Annotated in this window: 16 protein-coding genes and 1 pseudogene; 9 read left to right on the top strand and 8 right to left on the bottom strand. The window is 71.9% G+C overall.

Annotated elements, in window-relative coordinates:
• The first annotated feature begins 49 nt into the window (after positions 1–49).
• The 4 genes and pseudogenes from ACFPLC_RS44010 to ACFPLC_RS43995 all read left to right on the top strand — a co-directional run bounded on the left by ACFPLC_RS44010 (position 50) and on the right by ACFPLC_RS43995 (position 7,114).
• Positions 50–1,453: a M1 family metallopeptidase gene (locus ACFPLC_RS44010; RefSeq protein WP_378204616.1), complete on the top strand. Its 1,404-nt coding sequence runs from the start codon at positions 50–52 to the stop codon at positions 1,451–1,453.
• 125 nt (positions 1,454–1,578) lie between these two features.
• Positions 1,579–3,870, top strand: coding sequence for a glycosyl hydrolase family 95 catalytic domain-containing protein (locus ACFPLC_RS44005; protein WP_378204619.1), 2,292 nt, complete (start codon positions 1,579–1,581; stop codon positions 3,868–3,870).
• Positions 3,871–3,896: 26 nt separating this feature from the next.
• Positions 3,897–6,164, top strand: a pseudogene (locus tag ACFPLC_RS44000) (glycosyl hydrolase family 95 catalytic domain-containing protein).
• Between the two features lie 68 nt (positions 6,165–6,232).
• The gene (locus tag ACFPLC_RS43995) at positions 6,233–7,114 is read left to right on the top strand and encodes a peptidylprolyl isomerase (RefSeq protein WP_378204622.1); all 882 of its coding nucleotides are present in this window, start codon (positions 6,233–6,235) and stop codon (positions 7,112–7,114) included.
• A gap of 76 nt (positions 7,115–7,190) precedes the next feature.
• On the opposite strand, the gene ACFPLC_RS43990 is transcribed toward ACFPLC_RS43995, so the two are convergent.
• Positions 7,191–8,057: a PDR/VanB family oxidoreductase gene (locus tag ACFPLC_RS43990; RefSeq protein WP_378204625.1), complete on the bottom strand. Its 867-nt coding sequence runs from the start codon at positions 8,055–8,057 to the stop codon at positions 7,191–7,193.
• A 1-nt stretch (position 8,058) separates the two neighbouring features.
• Entirely contained in the window at positions 8,059–8,679 is a 621-nt protein-coding gene (locus ACFPLC_RS43985) for an MSMEG_1061 family FMN-dependent PPOX-type flavoprotein (protein WP_378204628.1), read from the bottom strand.
• A gap of 56 nt (positions 8,680–8,735) precedes the next feature.
• On the opposite strand from ACFPLC_RS43985, the gene ACFPLC_RS43980 reads away from it, so the two are divergent.
• A complete protein-coding gene (locus ACFPLC_RS43980; RefSeq protein WP_378204631.1) occupies positions 8,736–9,353 on the top strand; it encodes a TetR/AcrR family transcriptional regulator in 618 nt (205 codons plus the stop codon).
• A gap of 72 nt (positions 9,354–9,425) precedes the next feature.
• Here ACFPLC_RS43980 and ACFPLC_RS43975 read toward each other — a convergent pair whose 3' ends face one another.
• Positions 9,426–9,890 carry a hypothetical protein gene (locus ACFPLC_RS43975; RefSeq protein ID WP_378204634.1) on the bottom strand — a complete coding sequence of 155 codons (465 nt, stop codon included), beginning with the start codon at positions 9,888–9,890 and terminating at the stop codon, positions 9,426–9,428.
• A 118-nt stretch (positions 9,891–10,008) separates the two neighbouring features.
• On the bottom strand, positions 10,009–10,587 hold the full coding sequence (locus ACFPLC_RS43970) for a response regulator transcription factor (protein WP_378204637.1): 579 nt from the start codon (positions 10,585–10,587) through the stop codon (positions 10,009–10,011).
• Between the two features lie 22 nt (positions 10,588–10,609).
• Between ACFPLC_RS43970 and ACFPLC_RS43965 the strand changes: the two genes are divergently transcribed.
• Complete coding sequence (locus ACFPLC_RS43965; RefSeq protein WP_378204640.1) at positions 10,610–11,578, top strand: histidine kinase; 969 nt, start codon at positions 10,610–10,612, stop codon at positions 11,576–11,578.
• Between the two features lie 6 nt (positions 11,579–11,584).
• On the opposite strand, the gene ACFPLC_RS43960 is transcribed toward ACFPLC_RS43965, so the two are convergent.
• Positions 11,585–12,238: a TetR/AcrR family transcriptional regulator gene (locus ACFPLC_RS43960; protein ID WP_378204643.1), complete on the bottom strand. Its 654-nt coding sequence runs from the start codon at positions 12,236–12,238 to the stop codon at positions 11,585–11,587.
• Between the two features lie 98 nt (positions 12,239–12,336).
• On the opposite strand from ACFPLC_RS43960, the gene ACFPLC_RS43955 reads away from it, so the two are divergent.
• Positions 12,337–13,440, top strand: a complete 1,104-nt coding sequence (locus ACFPLC_RS43955; protein ID WP_378204645.1) for a serine hydrolase domain-containing protein — start codon at positions 12,337–12,339, stop codon at positions 13,438–13,440.
• On the opposite strand, the gene ACFPLC_RS43950 is transcribed toward ACFPLC_RS43955, so the two are convergent.
• Complete coding sequence (locus ACFPLC_RS43950) at positions 13,398–14,126, bottom strand: polysaccharide deacetylase family protein (protein ID WP_378204648.1); 729 nt, start codon at positions 14,124–14,126, stop codon at positions 13,398–13,400. The genes ACFPLC_RS43955 and ACFPLC_RS43950 overlap by 43 nt on opposite strands.
• Before the next feature lie 109 nt (positions 14,127–14,235).
• Between ACFPLC_RS43950 and ACFPLC_RS43945 the strand changes: the two genes are divergently transcribed.
• Both ACFPLC_RS43945 and ACFPLC_RS43940 read left to right on the top strand, forming a co-directional pair.
• The gene (locus tag ACFPLC_RS43945) at positions 14,236–14,445 is read left to right on the top strand and encodes a helix-turn-helix domain-containing protein (protein WP_191316067.1); all 210 of its coding nucleotides are present in this window, start codon (positions 14,236–14,238) and stop codon (positions 14,443–14,445) included.
• Complete coding sequence (locus tag ACFPLC_RS43940; RefSeq protein WP_378204651.1) at positions 14,445–15,107, top strand: Clp protease N-terminal domain-containing protein; 663 nt, start codon at positions 14,445–14,447, stop codon at positions 15,105–15,107. The genes ACFPLC_RS43945 and ACFPLC_RS43940 overlap by 1 nt, the downstream gene beginning before the upstream one ends.
• 29 nt (positions 15,108–15,136) lie before the next feature.
• On the opposite strand, the gene ACFPLC_RS43935 is transcribed toward ACFPLC_RS43940, so the two are convergent.
• Together ACFPLC_RS43935 and ACFPLC_RS43930 are read right to left on the bottom strand one after the other, a co-directional pair.
• The gene (locus tag ACFPLC_RS43935; protein ID WP_378204654.1) at positions 15,137–15,943 is read right to left on the bottom strand and encodes an NAD-dependent epimerase/dehydratase family protein; all 807 of its coding nucleotides are present in this window, start codon (positions 15,941–15,943) and stop codon (positions 15,137–15,139) included.
• A gap of 23 nt (positions 15,944–15,966) precedes the next feature.
• The gene (locus tag ACFPLC_RS43930; protein WP_378204657.1) at positions 15,967–16,770 is read right to left on the bottom strand and encodes an IclR family transcriptional regulator; all 804 of its coding nucleotides are present in this window, start codon (positions 16,768–16,770) and stop codon (positions 15,967–15,969) included.
• Positions 16,771–16,789: the final 19 nt, after the last annotated feature.

Raw genomic sequence — 16,789 nt, 5'->3', positions numbered from 1 at the left:
GTGCCGTGCGAGCCTGGTTCCAGCACGCACGACGAAAGGTTCGCCACGGGTGATTTCGAAGGCTCCCGCTCCCGGCGCGGACACCTCCGGCGACCCCTACCTGCCCGCGCACGGCAACGGCGGCTACCGGACCCGGCACTACGACCTGAGCCTCGACTACAAGGTCGCGCCGAACCGGCTTTCGGCGTCGGCGGTGATCACCGCGGAGGCCACGCAGGCGCTTTCCCGCGTCAGCCTCGACTTCGGCGAGTTCCGGATCAACCGGGTGCTGGTCGACGGGAAGCCCGCGAAGTACCTCAAGCGCGGTGCGAAGCTGCACGTGAAGCCGGCGAAGTCGATTCCGGCGGGCGGCGTGTTCACCGTGGAGGTCTACTACGTCGGCAACCCGCGGCCGGTGGGGAGCCGCTGGGGTGACGTCGGCTGGGACGAGCTCACCGACGGCGCGCTGGTGGCGAGCCAGCCGGTCGGGGCGCCGTCGTGGTTCCCGTGCAACGACCACCCGTCGGACAAGGCCGCGTACCGGGTGAGCGTGACGACGGCGTCGCCGTACCTGGTCGCGGTCACCGGCACCCTGGTCGAGCGGTCGACGTCGGCGAGCACGACCCGCTGGGTCTTCGAGCGGCCGGAGCCGACGGCGACGTACCTGATGAGCGTCCAGATCGGCCGCTACGACGACGTCGAGCTGACCGGCCGCGGCTGGGGATCGCCCGCCGGCGTGGGCGCGCGCCTGCTGACGCTCGGCTTCGGGCGGGGCGGCGTCGAGTCGGTCGCCCCCACCGTGCCGCAGCACGCGGCCGTGCCCCCGCGGCTGCGGCGCGCGTTCGAGCGGGACTTCGGGCGGCAGGGCCGGATGATGGAGTTCCTGCAGCGGCTGTTCGGCCCGTACCCGTTCGGCGAGTACGTCACGGTGGTCACCGACGACGCCCTCGACGACCCGATCGAGGCCCAGGGCATGGCGATCTTCGGCGCCAACCACGTCGACGGCCGCCGCACCCACGAGCGGCTCGTGCTGCACGAGCTGGCCCACCAGTGGTTCGGCAACAGCCTGACGGTGGCCGACTGGCGCCACATCTGGCTGAACGAGGGCTTCGCGACGTACGCGGAGTGGCTGTGGTCGGAGGAGTCGGGCGGTGCCCCGGCCGCGGCGCTGGCCCGCGACTGGTACGCGCGGATCAAGGCCAAGCCGGCGGACGTCCGGATCGCCGACCCGGGCGTGGCCCGGATGTTCGACGAGCGGGTCTACAAGCGGGGCGGGTTGACGCTGCACGCGCTGCGGGCGGAGATCGGGGACCCGGCGTTCTTCGCGTTGCTTAAGTCGTGGGCCGAGGAGCACCGGCACGGGCTGGTGACGACGGAGCTCTTCGTGGCGGCCGCGGAGACACACGCCGGCCGGTCGCTGAGCGCGTTCTTCACCCGCTGGCTGTACACCCCGGCGCTGCCTCCACTTCCCTGATTCATCGGATGTCTCTGCCGCTTTCCGGGTGAACCTCCCTGGTATTTTGCGCTGTCGTCTGCAAGTATGACCGGACGCCGCCGCATGATCTCGCCGAAACGTCGTATGAGTTCGGAGGATGCGTCATGGACGCAGTGTCCCGGCGGACGGTGCTCCGCTCTGCCTCGGTGCTGGCCGGGGCCGCCGCCTTCGGGGGTCTATGGGCCCGGGCCGCCCCGCCCGCGTCAGCCAGAATCGACCCGCACCGGGACGTCGCCACCGATGCCCGGATGGTCTGGCGGCGGCTGCCGAAGAACTGGCAGGAAGGCCCGTTCCTCGCCAACGGCTACCTCGGCGTCCAGGTCTACGCCGGGAAGACCCCGAACACGCTCAAGTTCATGCTCAGCCACACCCAGGTGCAGGACCAGCGCATCCAGTGGGAAGCCGGCATCGGGCTGTCCCGCCTGCCGATCGGGTTCCTCACCCTCATCCTGGCCGGCGCGATCACCGCCGTCGACTGGACCCTCGACCTCTACAACGCCGAACTCGGCGGCACCATCACCACCACGCAGGGCTCGGTCGCGTTCTCCGCCGTGGTGCACAACGACCTCGGCGTCCTCCTCGTCTCGCTGACCCCGAACGCCGGGGAGACGAACGCCGCGTGGGCGTTCCAACCTCTCGAATCCGCGACCACCCGGACCGTCCGCAAGCCCCCCGAGTACGTCGCCAACCCGGCGCCGGAACCCGGCGACGGCTACTGCGCCCAGCCGATGCTCGCCGGTGGCGGGTACTCCACGGCCTGGCAGGAACGCGCGATCGGCACGAAACGACTGCTCGCCGCCACCGTCGCCTACAGCTTCCCCGGCGTCACCCACACCGCCGACGCCCGAAAGGCCGTCCGGAAAGCGCTTGCCGCCCGCCCGGACGCGCTGCTCGCCCGGCACCGCCGCTGGTGGAACGACTACCACCGGCGCAGCTTCGTCTCGGTGCCCGACAAGCAGGTGCAGCGGTTCTACTGGATCCAGCTGTACAAGATCGCGGCCGCCACCCGCGCGGACGGCCCGGTCGTCTCCGAATGGGGGCCGTGGTTCCCCGAGGTCGGCAACAGCTGGACCGCGGTGTGGTGGAACCTCAACGTCCAGGTCACCTACCCGATCGTCAACAGCACCAACCACCCCGAACTCGACGCCGTCACCGAGACCTTCCGGCGTGACCACGCCAACCTCGAGGTGTCCGTCCCGCCCGCGTACCGCGACGGTGACACCTACGCCCTCTCGCACCCGGGCGACTGGCGGCTGCGCCCCGGCGGCACGCGCTCGGTGGGCGTCCCCGGGACGACGTCCAAGACCGACCAGACCGGGAACCTCCTGTGGGGCCTGCACAACGTCTGGCTGGCCTACCGCCACCACATGGACCGGAGCGTGCTCCGCGACGTCCTGTACCCGACGCTGGCCAAGGCGCTGAACTTCTACCGCCACTTCCTGTTCACCGGCCCGGACGGGTGGCTGCACCTGCCGCTGACCCGGTCACCGGAGTACGCCGACGCGCCCGACTGCACCTACGACCTGTCGCTGATCCGGTGGGCGGCCCGCACGCTCGTCGACACCGCCCGGATCCTCTGCCTCGACGAGCCGCGCGTGCCGATCTGGCGGGAGATCGGCGCGAAACTCGTGCCCTACCACGAAGATCCCGCCAACGGCGTGCTGATCGGCGACGGCGTCCCCCTGTCCGCGTCGCACCGGCACTTCTCGCACCTGCTGTGGCTGTACCCGCTGCGGGAGAAGGTCTGGGACGTCCCGGGCGATCGGGACGTCATGACGCGCACCTTCGACCACTGGGCCGCCGACCAGTCCGCCTGGCACGGCTACAGCTACGCGGCCGCGTCGTCGATGAAGTCGGTGATGGACGCGCCCGAGGAAGCGTTGCGGTACCTGAAGTTCTTCCTCGACCGGAACGTCGTGGCCGACACGGAGCTGACCGCGAACACGATGTACCGCGAGGGCTCCAACTTCGCGATCGAAAGCCCGATCACCGCCGCACAGTCCGTTGTGGACATGCTGATGCAGGGGTCCGGCGGGGTGCTCAAGGTCTTCCCGTCGGTGTCGGCGACCTGGCGCGACGCCTCGATCGCCGGGCTGCGTGCGGAAGGCGCGTTCCTCGTGGACGCCTCCCGCCGCGACGGCCGGACCGAATTCGTCCGTGTGCACAGCGAAGCCGGCGAGCCGCTGGTGCTCCAGCACGGCGTCGTGGGAGACGTCGACGTCCGTGACGAGCACGGCCGCCGGCTGCCGTGGCGGGCGGCCGGGCCCGGACGGATCGCGGTCGGGCTGCGCCGCGGCGGCACCGCCGTCGTCACCCCGCGGGGTGGGCGGCCGGACTTCGCGCCGCGGGACGTCCCCGCGCTCGGCCCGGCGCCGGCGTGGGGCCTGCCGAGCTGAACCCCGCTCTTCGACGAGGAGGTCGCATGGACATCACCCGCAGAACCGTGCTCGGCGGAGCGCTCGCCGGGATCGCCGCCGCCGGCTTGACCCCGGGGATCGCCGAGGCGGGCAGCGACGACTTCTCCTGGGCCGGGTTCCTGGGCACCGCGGACCTGTACTGGCGGCGGCTGCCGAAGACCTGGTACGAGGGCCCGTTCCTGGGCAACGGGTTCCTCGGCTCCGGCAGCTACGCCGAGCCCGGGCAGAACGCGATCCGGTTCAACGTCCAGCACAGCCAGGTCCAGGACCACCGCCCGGAGTTCGGGTCGCTGTTCGGCCTGGCCCGGCTGCCGATCGGGTACTTCACGCTCGAACCGGTCGGCGCGATCACCGCGATCGACTGGCGGCTGGACCTGTGGAACGCCGAGCTGACCGGCACGATCACGACGTCCGCCGGCGGCCTGAGCCTGCGCGCGATCGTCCACACGGGACAACCACTGCTGGCCGTCGAAATCCGGCCGTCCGAAGGGGAACGCGGGTTCAAGTGGGTGTTCCACCCGGCGGTGGCGGTCAGTCCCCGTGCCGATCCGGTGTGGAACAAGCCGCCGCCGGCGGGGTACACCGCGAACCCGCCGGTGCAGCTGTCGGGAAGCGGTGACGCGCAGCTGGCCGTCCAGCCGCTGCTGGCCGGTGGCGAGCACGTGACGGCCTGGCGGGAGGTCACGCGGGGCGGCGCACGCACGCTGTACACGTCGGTGGCCTGGTCGCACCCCGAAAAGACCTCGGTGGCGCGGGCACTGGGCACGGTCCGCCGGGCGCTTCCGTTCGCCGCGTTGACCCAGGACCACCGGCGCTGGTGGCACGACTTCCACCGGCGGAGCTTCCTGTCCATTCCGGACACCCGGTTGCAGAGCTTCTACTGGATCCAGCTGTACAAGGTCGCCTCGGCGGCCCGGCGCGAGGCACCGGTGATGGCGACTTCGGGGCCGTGGCTGGAGAACACGCCGTGGCCGGCGACCTGGTGGAACCTCAACGTCCAGCTCGAGTACTGGCTCATCCACGGCTCGAACCACCTGGAGCTGGACGCCGTCAGCTACGCCCTCGACAGGTACCGGGCCCACCTGATCAGCCAAGTCGCCTAGCCGTACCAAGGTGATTCGGCGGGCATCCCGCGGACGACGGACATGACGCTGCTCAACGGCGTCTCGAACGCGACCAGCGGGTTCCCGGTCGGGATCCCGGGGCAGGACACGCCGACACCGGAGGTCGGCAACCTGACCTGGGCCCTGCACAACGTCTGGCTGTCCTACCGGCACACGCTCGATGGCGTACTGCTCCGGGACACGCTGGTTCCTTTGCTGCGGCGGGCGATCAACTACTACCTGCACTTCCTCGCGCCGGGACCGGACGGGAAGCTGCACCTGCCGCCCACGTTCTCGCCCGAGTACGGCGTCAACGCCCCGGACTGCAATTACGACCTCTCGCTGATCCGCTGGGGGTGCAAGACGCTGCTGCAGCACGCGCCCGGCGATCCGCTGGCGCCTCGCTGGCGGACCGTCCTGGAGACGCTGGTCGACTACCCCGCCGACGCCAACGGCTACATGATCGGGGCCGGGGTGCCGTTCGCCAAGTCGCACCGGCACTACTCGCACCTGCTGCAGATCTACCCGCTCCACGACGTCACGTGGGAGCAGCCGGAGCACCGGGCGATCATCGAGACGTCGCTGAACCACTGGGTCGGCTTCGAAGGCGCGCTGCAGGGCTACACCTTCACCGGGGCGGCGTCGATCTCGGCGCAGATGCTGCGGGGCGACCAGGCCGCGTTCTACCTCGGCGAGCTGCAGCGGCGGTACATCCAGCCCAACACGATGTACAAGGAGTCGGGGCCGGTCATCGAGACGCCGTTGTCGGCGGCGAAGTCCCTGCAGGACATGCTGGTGCAGAGCTGGGGCGGGGTCCTGCGGCTGTTCCCGGCGGTGCCGGCGGCCTGGGGTGACGTCGCGCTGCGGGACTTCCGCACCGAGGGCGCGTTCCTGCTCAGCGCGTCCCGCACGGGCGGGAAGACACGCTGGCTGAAGGTGCACAGCGAGGCCGGCGCGCCCTGCGTGCTGCGGCCGGGCATCGACGGCGACCTCGCGGTGACGGACGCGCGGGGCCGGGCGCGGCGCTGGCGGCGGCTGGCGAACGGGGACGTCCAGGTCGAGCTCGGGTGCGGTGAAGACGCGTTCGTGTACCGGAAGGGGGACCGGCCGGACTTCGGCGTCCGGCCGGTGGCGGCGAGCGGGCCGAGCGCGCCGTGGGGCCTGCCGTGATCGGCGTTTCCGCCTCGGAGCGGCGGTCCTGACGGCAGTATGGTGCTCTCCGACGAAGGGGGGCGCGGATGAGCGAGCCGGACCGGTACCCGCCGTGGCAGCCGCCGGTGCCGCCGAAGCAGACGTCACCGGCGGCCATGGTGCTGATCACCGGGTCGGTCGCGGTCGTCATCCTGATGGTGCTGGCCTTCTTGGCCTGGGGGTGGCCGGGGTTCCTGCGGGAGGCGGACGGGCGCGCGCAGGTCGCGCCGGGACACTTGCCCGCAGGCTCGGCGACGGTCGTGACGCCGACGTCTCCGGTGCCGAGCACCCCGGTGACGCTGCCGGGCGGCCGGGCCCCGATGCCGAAGCGGGCGAAGCCGCTGGCCGACCCGATGACGTGCGCGTTCACTCCGGACCCGAGCGCACCGGCCCCGAAGAAGGTCGCGCTGCCGCCCGACGGCCCGGCGCCGTCGAGCGGCACCGTCGACGTCCGGCTCGCGACGACCGCCGGCGACATCGGGCTCACCCTGGACCGCGCGCTGGCGCCGTGCACGGTGGTGAACTTCCTGAGCCTGGCCCGGCAGGGGTTCTACGACGGCACGTCGTGCCACCGGCTGTCGGTCACCACCGGGCTGCAGATGCTCCAGTGCGGCGACCCGGCCGGTGACGGCACCGGCGGCCCCGGCTACACGATCCGCGACGAGGTGTTCCCCGAGCTGACGTACGGCCGCGGCGTCCTCGCGATGGCGAAGACGACCGCCCCGGACTCCGGCGGGTCCCACTTCTTCCTCGTCTTCGGCGAGACCGACATCCCACCGGAGTACACGGTCTTCGGCAGCATCGACGACCCGGGCCTGCAAATCCTCGACGCGATCGCCCGCGCCGGAATCGACCCGGCCAAACCGGGCATCGGCGACGGCAGCGGCCCGCCCAAAAAGCCCGTAACCCTCACCCACGTCACCACGTAACGGTCGGCTTGCCGACTCTCCAGGTATGCAAGCCGACCGTTGTGCGCTGCCCGCGCTGGCCGTCAGGCGGGTCCGGTCAGAGGTCCAGCACCAGCCGAGGTGACAGCGCGCGTGAGACGCACGGGTACATCCGGCCCGCAGCGGCGCCGATGTCGTCGCGGTGTTCCGGTTCACCCTCGAGAACCCGGACCTCGCAGCTGCCGCACACTCCTTCCCGGCACGCGGACGGCACCGGCTTCCCGGCGTGGTTCAGCGCGTCCAGCAGGGATTCGTCCGCCGGGACCTGGATCGTGCCGCCGGATCGTGCGCAAGTCACCTCGAACGGTGTGTCCGGCCCGAACGTCCGCCGGGTGGGTTCGAAGCGTTCGGTGTGCACTCCCGGGAACACCGCCTCGGCCGCGTCCACCATCGACGCCGGGCCGCAGCAGTAGACCTCCGCGGCCGGGAACTCCCGCGCCAGGGCCGCGAGGTCCGGGCGCCCGAGCCGCACGCGTTCCCCGTACTCGGAGGCAAGTTCCGCGGCGAACGGCCGTCCCGCGTACGCCAGTGTCACCGCGGCGCCGGAAGCGACTGCGGCACGCAGCATCGGCACGATCGGCGTGATCCCGATGCCGCCCGCGACGAACAGGTACTCCGCCGCCGGCTGCAGCGGGAAGTGGTTGCGGGGCAGGGAAACCGTGAGGGTCCGGCCCGGTTGCAGGAACAGGTGGACGTACTCCGAGCCGCCGCGGCTGAGCGGGTCGTGGCGGACCGCGATGCGGTAGGCCGACAGGTCACCGGGGTCGCCGCACAGCGAGTACTGCCGCGTCAGCCAGTTCGGCAGCTCCAGGTCGATGTGGGCGCCCGGCTCCCACGGCGCCAGCGGGCCTTCGTCGCCGCGCAGGACCAGGGAGACGACGTCATCGGTGACGCGCTCGATGCGCTCCAGGATGGTTTTCTGCATGTCAGTACAGCTTCCGGTAGCCGTCTTCGAGGAGCTGGTCGAGCAGCGCCGGGTCGACGTTCATCTTCTCCCCGGCGATTTCGCCGGCCGACGGCAGTTCCGCCGCGAGCGCCTGGCTCGCCGGGTCCCACAGACGCGACCGGATCAGCGCACGGCCGCAGTGGAAGTACACCTCGGCGACGTCGACGACGATCGCCAGCATCGGGGCCTTCGCTTCGGTGCGCATCCGGGCGAGCACGTCGGGGGCGTCGGTGACGTAGGCGCTTCCGTTGACCCGCAGCGTTTCCCGCATGCCGGGGACGAAGAACAGCAGGCCGACGCCGTCGTTTTCGGCGATGTTGCGGAAGGAGTCGGCGATCTTGTTGCCGGGCCGGTCGGGCAGGGCGAGGGTGCGCTCGTCGAGGACCTTGACGAAGCCGGGGTAGTCGCCGCGGGGCGAGCAGTCGGCGCGGCCTGCGGCGTCGGCGGTGGCCAGCGTCAGGAACGGCGAGTGCGCGATGAAGCGGCGGGCGTGGGCGTCGATGCGGTCGCCGATCTTGGCCTTGAGCATCTCCTCCGGCTCGCCCAGCCGGGCCCGCACCTCGGCCGCGGAGACGCGGGGCAGAGTATTTGTGCTGGTCATGGCATAATTATGAGCAAATATTCAGATCTTGACTACTCGCTTTCGCCAGGGGAGCCGTGCCGTCGGACCAGCGCCGCATCCAGCCACGTAAACAGCCGCGTCAGGTGCGCGCCGAGCTGACCCGGCAGCGGATCCTGACCGCGGCTGCTCACGTTTTCGCCGACCACGGCTACGCCGCCGGCACCACCAACCGCATCGCCGAGCGGGCCGGCATCTCGATCGGCTCGCTGTACCAGTACTTCCCGAACAAGGACGCGATCCTCGCCGAGCTGCTGACCCGCCATCTCGACGACGGCACGGCCGCCGCGGCGAAGGTCCTCACCGGTCCGCTGCCCGATTCGATCGAGGACGTCCTCCGCGTCTTCGTCCGGCTCGCCGTCGAAGCCCACCTCGACGACCCGCACCTGCTGCGCATGCTGATCGAGCAGGCCCCGCGATCGGACGAGCTGCTCGAGCGGGTCGGCCGGGTGAAGCGGGCCATGGTCGGCCACACCCGCGCCCTCCTGGAGGGCCACCCCGAGGTCCGCGTGGCCGACACCGCCACGGCGGCCCGCCTGGTCATCGCGACGGTCGAGCTGGCCGTGCACGACCTGCTGGCCGAGCCCGACCCGATCGACGCCCGGCGGCTCGAAGACGAGATGGTCGCGATGCTGACCCGGTACGTCACGGGGTGACCTGCCGCCGGCCGCCGGAGAAGACGTTGTGGTCGGTCGCGGTCGAGCCGTGTCGGCGTACCCGAACCCAGGTCAGCCGAGGCGGTTCATGATCCGTTCCGCTTCGGCCGGGCTGAGGGCGAGGTGGTCCTCGTGGCGGAGACCGCGCCAGATGTCGTCCAGCCTGCGGGTGGGCTCCCACCTGCCCTGCCCGGCGTACCGCCGTCCGAACCACTTGCTGCCCGCGTCGGTCGCGATCAGGAGGCGCGTGGCGTCGATGTCGAAGGTCTCTTCCAGCGTTTCGTAGATTCCGAAGTACCAGACTTCGCCGCCCCATTCGTGGCGCTGCTTGACGTGACGCACCCGCCGGGCCAGGCGGTGGGCGAGGACGAGTCCGGCGCCCGGGGAGATGTCTCGGACCGTCCGGTGCGGACCGATCGCTTCGAGCTCACGCCCCGGGGGAACGGGTTCCCACCGGAGATTCGACGTGTAGGCCTCGGCGGCGCCCGCCATGCGCCGCACCACGGCGACGGGTTCGGAGCGCTCGTCCTCGGCCACGAACCACTGCGACCCCGCGATTTCCCGGCGCGGCCGGCCGTGTCTCGCTTCGCTGATGGCTGCTCCCTCCTATCGCCGAGGTCAGCTGGTCATGCGTCGGCTCAGAACGAAATCGCGTTCAGCGATCCCTCGCCACCAGCGCCGCCTGGGTGCGGCTCGTCACGCCCAGCTTGGCCAGCACATTCCCCACGTGCACCTTCACCGTCCGCTCCGCCAGCCGCAGCCGGGCGGCTATGTCCCTATTGGACAACCCCTCGCCCAGCAGCTCCAGCACGTCCCGCTCCCGCGGCGTCAGCGTCCCGCCGCCGGTCAAGGCGGACGCCGCCGCCGGGCTCAAGGCCGTCACGCCCTGGTGCGCCGCGCGGACCGCTGCCGCTAGCTCGGCGCCCGACGCTTCCTTCAGCACGAATCCCGCCGCGCCCAGGCTGAGCGCTTCGCGGATCTCCCGCGGCCGGCCGACCGTCGTCAGCATCAGGACCCGGGGCGCCGAGGAACCCAGGCGGCGCAGGACTTCGAGGCCGTCCATGCCCGGCAGGTACACGTCGAGCAGCACCACGTCCGCCGGCACCGGTGACGCCAGCAGCTCCGGGCCGCTCGCGTATTGCGCGACCACCTCGAGGTCCGGTTGCGCGCCCAGGATCAGGGCGATGCCCTCGCGCACCAGCGCGTGGTCGTCGACGACCTGAACCCGGATCATGCCCGCACTCTACTGTCGGCCCATGCGTCAGTCTCTCGTCACGACGGCCGCCGTCGCCGCGGTGTTCTTCGCCAGCGGGGCGTGGACGCCGCAGCAGGGGCTGGTCGCGGCCGGGCTCAGCGCGGTCCAGCTCGTCCCGCTGCTGTGGTCCCGCCGCGCCCCCGCCGTCGTGCTCGTCGTGGTGACCCTCGCGACGGCCGGGCACCTGCTGCTCGACCAGCCGCGCAACACGATGTACGTGCCGGTGCTGCTCGCCCTCTACAGCACGCCGCAGCGGTGGCTCGCGGCCGCGGCGGCGCTCGCCACCGGCGCGGCGGTCTACCCGGCGAAGGGCCCGGTCGACGGCACGCTCCTCGTCGTCACGATCAGCGCCGTCGCCTGGCTGCTCGGCGCCGAACGCCGTCGCGCGCTCGCCGACCGGGCCGAGCGCGCGGCCCGGCGGCTGCACGACACGCTCGCCCAGACCACGGCCGTCATGCTCGTGCAGGCCGAGACGCTGCGCGCGGTCGGCGATCTGACCGACGCCGACCGGGAACGCCTCGACACGCTCCTGGCGGCCGGCCGGGGCGCACTCACCCTCGTCCGCCGCACGCTGGACGACCTGCGCGACGACGCCGAACGCGCCCCGGACCTCGCCGAGGTGCTGGCCCGGCTCCGGACCGCCGGCCTGGTCCTCGACAGCGACCCGGTGCTGCCCGCGCTGCCGCGCCCGGTGCGGGAGCTGGCCGAGCGGTTCGTCGCGGAGGCGGCGGTGAACGCCTTGCGCCACAACGGTCCGGGCGTCCGGCTGCGGCTCGACGTCGAAGCCGGTGACCGGGTGACGATCACCGCGCGGAACGCGCTCAAGGGAGCGCCGCCCGAAGGTGGCGGCTACGGGCTGGCCGGGCTCGCGGAGCAGGCCGCGGCGGCCGGGGGAGCGCTGGCCCACGGCCCGCGGGACGGCGAGTGGGTGGCCCGGCTCGAACTGCCGGCCGTCCGGGTCGCGCACTGACCGCGGTCAGGGGATCGCGGCCTCGATGTCGGCGAGCTGGGCGGCGATGATTTCCTCGAACGCCGCGCGGCGGTCGGCCCCGAGTGGACGGACTTCGCGGGCGAAGTGGGCCAAGGCGGGGAAGCGGTCGGGATCGGCGCCCAGCACCGCGACGCGGAACAGCTCCATGCCTTGCTCGTGTTCCTCCGGGGTGACCGTGCTGACGCCGGCCTCGGACGCGATCAGCGCGGCGAAGAGAATCGCGATCCGGTGGTAGCGCACCGGGATCTGCGCATCGGGCAGGCCTGAGGCGCGCAGGGCCTGCAGCACCTCTTCCATCACCAGCCGGGAACCCGCGCCGCTGGAGGCGTAGCGGCCCCAGACCATGGCGATCTGCGGCTGCTCGCCGAACGCCTCGCGCAGGCGCAGGGCCAGCGCGGTCAGGCGCTGCTTCCAGTCGCCGTCGGGACGGTACCCGGCCATGGCGCCCAGCAGGATCCGGTCGGCGAGCGCGCGCAGCAGCTCGGTCTTGGTGCGGAAATGCCGGTAGAGGCTCGAGGAGTCGGTCCCCAGCTCCGCGGCGAGCTTGCGGACGCTGAACGACTCCGCGTCGCCGCGGCGCAGCAGCTCCGCCGCCGTGTCCAGGATTTCCTCGGTCGTCCAACGCCTTCGGTTCGCCATCTCGTCCCTTCGCCGACGGCCAGCATAGCTTATGCACTTGCTGCTGCACGCACTGCGTGCATAATGAGGACACTTCCGTTCCCCCGAGAGGTGTCCCCATGGATTTCGGACAGCTGGACGCGGCCCTCGACGCGGTCCACCGGGCCGGCGTGCCGGGCGTGTTCGCCGAGGTGCGGGCCGGTGACCAGGTCTGGCGTGGTGCGGCGGGGGTCGCCGACACCGGCACCGGCCGGCCCGTTTCCGCCGGAATGCGACACCGCGTCGGCAGCGTCACGAAGACGTTCACCGCCGCCGCGGTGCTGCGGCAGGTCGAGCGGGGCCGGATCGGCCTGGACACCCCGATCGGTCACTACCTGCCGAAGCTGGTTCCGGGCGAGCGCGGGCGGGTGATCACCGTCCGGATGCTGATCGACCACACCAGCGGGCTCGCCGAATACCTCCCGTACGCCTACCCGAGCCTCAAGGCGTTCCCGGACCTGGCCGCCACCCGGCCGGACAGCCTCGACGAGCACCGGTTCACGCGGTTCGACCCGGTCGAGCTGATCGCGATGGGCGTCGGCGCGCCGGCGGTGGGCCCGCCCGGGGTGTACTCCAACACCAACTACCTGCTGCTCGGGCAGCTCCTGGGGCACGTGACCGGCGGCCGCGCGGAAGAGTGCATCACCCGCGACGTCATCGACCGCGCCGGGCTCCGTGACACCACCTTCCCGGCCGGGACGCACGTCGAAGAGCCGCATTCGAAGCTGTACGAATCGTGGTTCGGCATGATCGACCCGCCGCGGGACTACAGCGTCTTCGACATGTCGTGGGTGGGCCCGGCCGCTTCGCTGATCTCGACGGTCTCGGACCTCAACCGCTTCTACGAGCTGTTGCTGGCGGGCGAGATCGTCTCACCGGCTTCGCTGGCGGAAATGCGGCGGACGGTCCGGATCGTTTCCCAGGAGGGCAAGCTGATCGACTACGGCCTGGGCCTGCACCCGGTGGAGTCGACGGAGTTCTGGGGCCACGGCGGCACGGTCTGGGGTGGCGGAACCCTGGCGGCGGCCCGCGCGGACGGCACGCGGCAGTTCGCGATCGCGGTGAACGCGCAGCGCTGGAACCGGCTCGACGAGTCGGGACGCCCCCAGCCGCACCCGATCGACGGCGCGCTGGCCGCCCTTCAGCGGCTGGCGATGAGCTGTGACACGGTCACGAACCGGTAGCCGCGCTGCTTGAGCCCGTCGAGGATCGGCCCGATCGCCTGCCGGGTCTGCCCGCGGGAGGCGTACATGGCGTGCAGCAGCACGATCGAGCCCGGCCGGACCTGGCCGAGGACAGCGCTTTCCACGGTGGCCGCGTCCGGGGTGCCGTCGGAATCCGGCGCCACGTCCCAGGTGATCGTCGTGCGGTGGTGGGACGCGAGGTAGTGCGGCAGCGCGAAGAGCTTCTTGCCGTTCGGCGGCCGGAAGAGGATTTCGCCGGTGTAGCCGGAGGTGCGGATGAGGGCGTCGGTCGCTTCGACCTCGTCGGCGACCCAGGACGGCGTCACGCCGATCATGCGGTCGTGGCTGAAGCTGTGGTTGCCGATCTCGTGGCCTTCGGCGGCGATTTCGCGGGCGAGGTCGGGGTGCGCGGCGATGTCCCGGCCGATGAGGAAGAAGGTCGCGGGCACCTGACGGCTTTTCAGCGTGTCCAGGATCGTGCGGGTGCCCGCGGGATCGGGCCCGTCGTCGAAGGTGAGGGCGACGACCTTCTCGGTGGTGTCGACGCGGTCCACGAGGGTGCCGAAGAACTGGAAGGTCCGCGACTTCGACACCTCGAACAACGTGACCGCACCGGCGAGCACGACGACCAGCACGCTCGCCACGACGATCGCCCGCTTCCGGGCGCGACGGGATTTCAAGATCATGGCGCCACCCTGGCGGTGGCGGTGGGGCGGCGGAAGCCGCAAAAGTACTAGTACCCGTCAGCATATGTTGACGACGTCGCCGGCGTCAGCATATGCTGACACGGTGAGCCTGACGACCGATCTCGACCACGCCGTGCGCAGTGCCGATCCGGACGTCGCGCTGCGGGCCGTCGCGCGGCTGCGGCGGCTGACCGAGCAGCTCGAGGCCGATCAGGTGGCGGCCGCGCGGCGGGCCGGCTGGTCGTGGCAGGACATCGCCGAGCGGCTCGGCGTCACCAAGCAGACCGTGCACCGCAAGCACCGGAGCCGGGAGGGCTGATGTTCCAGGGGGACGATCCCGCAGTGGGGCGGGTGATGCGCCGCGCGGGCGAGCTGGCGCGGGAGTTCGGGCACGCGCGGGTCGGCAGTGAACACCTGTTGCTCGCGCTCACCGAAGGGCCGTTGCCGGGGCTCGGCGACGTCGAGCGGGCCGTGCGCCGGGCCGCCCCGGACGGCGCGGGCGCGGCGGCCGACCGGGAAGCCCTGGCGGTGCTCGGTGTCGACCTCGGGTCGCTGCCGGGTGCGCTTGCGGACCGGCCGCCGGCCAAGGAGTTCCGGTTGCCGCTCGGAGCCGGGAAGGCCCGGCGGCGGTGCGCTCGGGCGGTGCCCCCGATCGGCCTGGACCTCCAAGCCGCGTACGGCGCGTCCCTGCGGCTGGCGCTCGCCCGCCGGGAACGTCGGCACCGCGTCGAGCACCTCGCCTTGGCGCTCGTCGCGCTCGATCCCGGCGCCGACTGGGTGTTGCGTGCTGTCGGTGCCGACCGGGGAGAAGTGCTCGCGCGGCTCGCCGCCGCGTTCCCGCCGCCGCGGCGCAACCGGCTGCTGCAGGCCGAACGGCGGGTGGGGTGCCGGACCCGGTGCCGCGACATCGTGCGCCGCTACCAGCACACGACGGGCCGGATGGCGGTGGCGCCGTCGGCGCTGGCCACGCTGGTGCACTGACCCCGGCTCAGGTTGAGGCGGCGGGGGACTCAGAGCGGGTTGATGACGCCCAAGGGGGCTGTGCAGAACGGGCCTCCGACGTACTCGGCCGCCGGGCCCGTCGGCGCCGGCTTGTCGGCCAGCTGGTCCGCGTACACCTCGGCGTCGTCCAAGGACTTGTAGCCCAGCGCCTCCGCCTCCTCCAGCGAGTAGATCCGGCGCGTGTTGTCCGAGACGCCCCAGATCAGCCGGTACCCGGGCGAAGGCGCCGAAAGGCACGCCTCGAACAGGCGCGCGCCGTCGTCGGGGGACAGCCAGGTCGTCAGGCCGCGGGGGCCCAGCGGGAGCGGTGTCTCGAAGCACGAGCCGATCCGGATCACGATCACGTCCATGCCGAACCGCGAGTGGTACAGGCTGCCGAGTGCCTCGATCGCCGCCTTCGAGACGCCGTAGTACGTGTCCGGCCTCGGCGAGGAGTCCGCCGGCAACTCCGAATCCACCCGGCGGAAGCCGACCGCGTGGTTGCTCGACGCCAGGATCACCCGCCGGATCCCCGCGGCCTGCGCCGCCTCCAGGACCGTCTGCGTCCCGTTGATGTTGACGTCGAGGGTTTCCTCCCACGAGTTCTCGCGGCTGTGCCCGCCGAGGTGGATCAGCGCGTCGACGCCTTCGCACGCTTCCGCCATCGCCGCCCGGTCGGTCACCGACGCCGTCACGACCTCTTCCGAGGCATCCGAAGGCGTCTGCGGGGCCAGGTCGAGCAGGCGCAGCACCCGGCCCGGGCGCCGCAGGCGGGGGCGCATCAGGGTGCCGACGACACCCGCCGACCCGGTGATGAGCACGCGCTGGTCCGTCATGGGGTTCCTCTCACGCAGAAGGGTTAACGGATGCCGGCCCGGCGCAGCTGCTGCCCGAGCTCGGCGGTGGTCTCGGCGAGCAACTCGCCGACGCGGCGGGCGTCGTCGTCGGTCACCTGGTTGATCGGCATCGAGCAGCTGATCGCGTCGGTGCCCGGGATGCGGTAGGGGATCACCGCGGCCACGCACCGCACGCCCAGCGTGCCTTCCTCGACCTCGGCGGCGTAACCGCGTTCGCGTGTCGCGGCGAACTCGGCGTGCAGGCCTTCGAGGGTGGTGATGGTGTTCGGCGTCAGCGCGGTCAGCGTCGACGGCATGAGCGCCTCGATCTCGTCGTGCGTCAGTTCGGCCAGCAGCGCCTTGCCCAGCGCGGTCGCGTGCGCTGGCAGCGTGCGCCCGACGCGGGAGACCAGGTGCGTCGACCGCTGCGACTCGCGCGTCTCCAGGTAGACGACCTCGGTGCCGTTGCGGCGCGCGAAGTGCGCGGTGAAGCCGGTCTTCTCCCGGATGCGCTCCAGCGCTTCGGTCGCGAACGGGACGACGGCGTCCCGGTCCAGGTACGCCGTGCCGCAGATCAGCGCGCGGACGCCGAGGCGGTAGCGGGCGGTGTTGGTGTCGGCCTCCAGCCAGCCGGCCTCCAGCAGCGTCCGCAGCAGGCCGTGCAGCGACGAGCGGGGAAATCCGGTGCGCGCGTGCAGGTCCGACAGCGACAGCCAGACGTCGTTCGCCGCGAACGTCTCGATGAGGTCGACGGCCCGGCGCGCGGACTTCACGCCCGAAGACTCGGCCGGGGCGCTCTCGGCCGCGTTGTCCACCTTCTGCGGCATTTGTGCTCCTCCGTCCGGC

Origin of the sequence: Amycolatopsis plumensis (assembly GCF_042652605.1) — a bacterium.
Lineage (GTDB): Bacteria > Actinomycetota > Actinomycetes > Mycobacteriales > Pseudonocardiaceae > Amycolatopsis > Amycolatopsis plumensis.
This window is presented reverse-complemented; position numbering and strand designations above follow the sequence as displayed.

Bases quoted from the DNA above. Each gene is read 5' to 3' on its own strand.
- ACFPLC_RS44005 (WP_378204619.1), top strand. From the start codon at position 1,579: ATGGACGCAGTGTCCCGGCGGACGGTGCTCCGCTCTGCCTCGGTGCTG.
- ACFPLC_RS43995 (WP_378204622.1), top strand. From the start codon at position 6,233: ATGAGCGAGCCGGACCGGTACCCGCCGTGGCAGCCGCCGGTGCCGCCG.
- ACFPLC_RS43990 (WP_378204625.1), bottom strand. From the start codon at position 8,057: ATGCAGAAAACCATCCTGGAGCGCATCGAGCGCGTCACCGATGACGTC.
- ACFPLC_RS43985 (WP_378204628.1), bottom strand. From the start codon at position 8,679: ATGACCAGCACAAATACTCTGCCCCGCGTCTCCGCGGCCGAGGTGCGG.
- ACFPLC_RS43970 (WP_378204637.1), bottom strand. From the start codon at position 10,587: ATGATCCGGGTTCAGGTCGTCGACGACCACGCGCTGGTGCGCGAGGGC.
- ACFPLC_RS43965 (WP_378204640.1), top strand. From the start codon at position 10,610: ATGCGTCAGTCTCTCGTCACGACGGCCGCCGTCGCCGCGGTGTTCTTC.
- ACFPLC_RS43960 (WP_378204643.1), bottom strand. From the start codon at position 12,238: ATGGCGAACCGAAGGCGTTGGACGACCGAGGAAATCCTGGACACGGCG.
- ACFPLC_RS43955 (WP_378204645.1), top strand. From the start codon at position 12,337: ATGGATTTCGGACAGCTGGACGCGGCCCTCGACGCGGTCCACCGGGCC.
- ACFPLC_RS43950 (WP_378204648.1), bottom strand. From the start codon at position 14,126: ATGATCTTGAAATCCCGTCGCGCCCGGAAGCGGGCGATCGTCGTGGCG.
- ACFPLC_RS43940 (WP_378204651.1), top strand. From the start codon at position 14,445: ATGTTCCAGGGGGACGATCCCGCAGTGGGGCGGGTGATGCGCCGCGCG.
- ACFPLC_RS43935 (WP_378204654.1), bottom strand. From the start codon at position 15,943: ATGACGGACCAGCGCGTGCTCATCACCGGGTCGGCGGGTGTCGTCGGC.
- ACFPLC_RS43930 (WP_378204657.1), bottom strand. From the start codon at position 16,770: ATGCCGCAGAAGGTGGACAACGCGGCCGAGAGCGCCCCGGCCGAGTCT.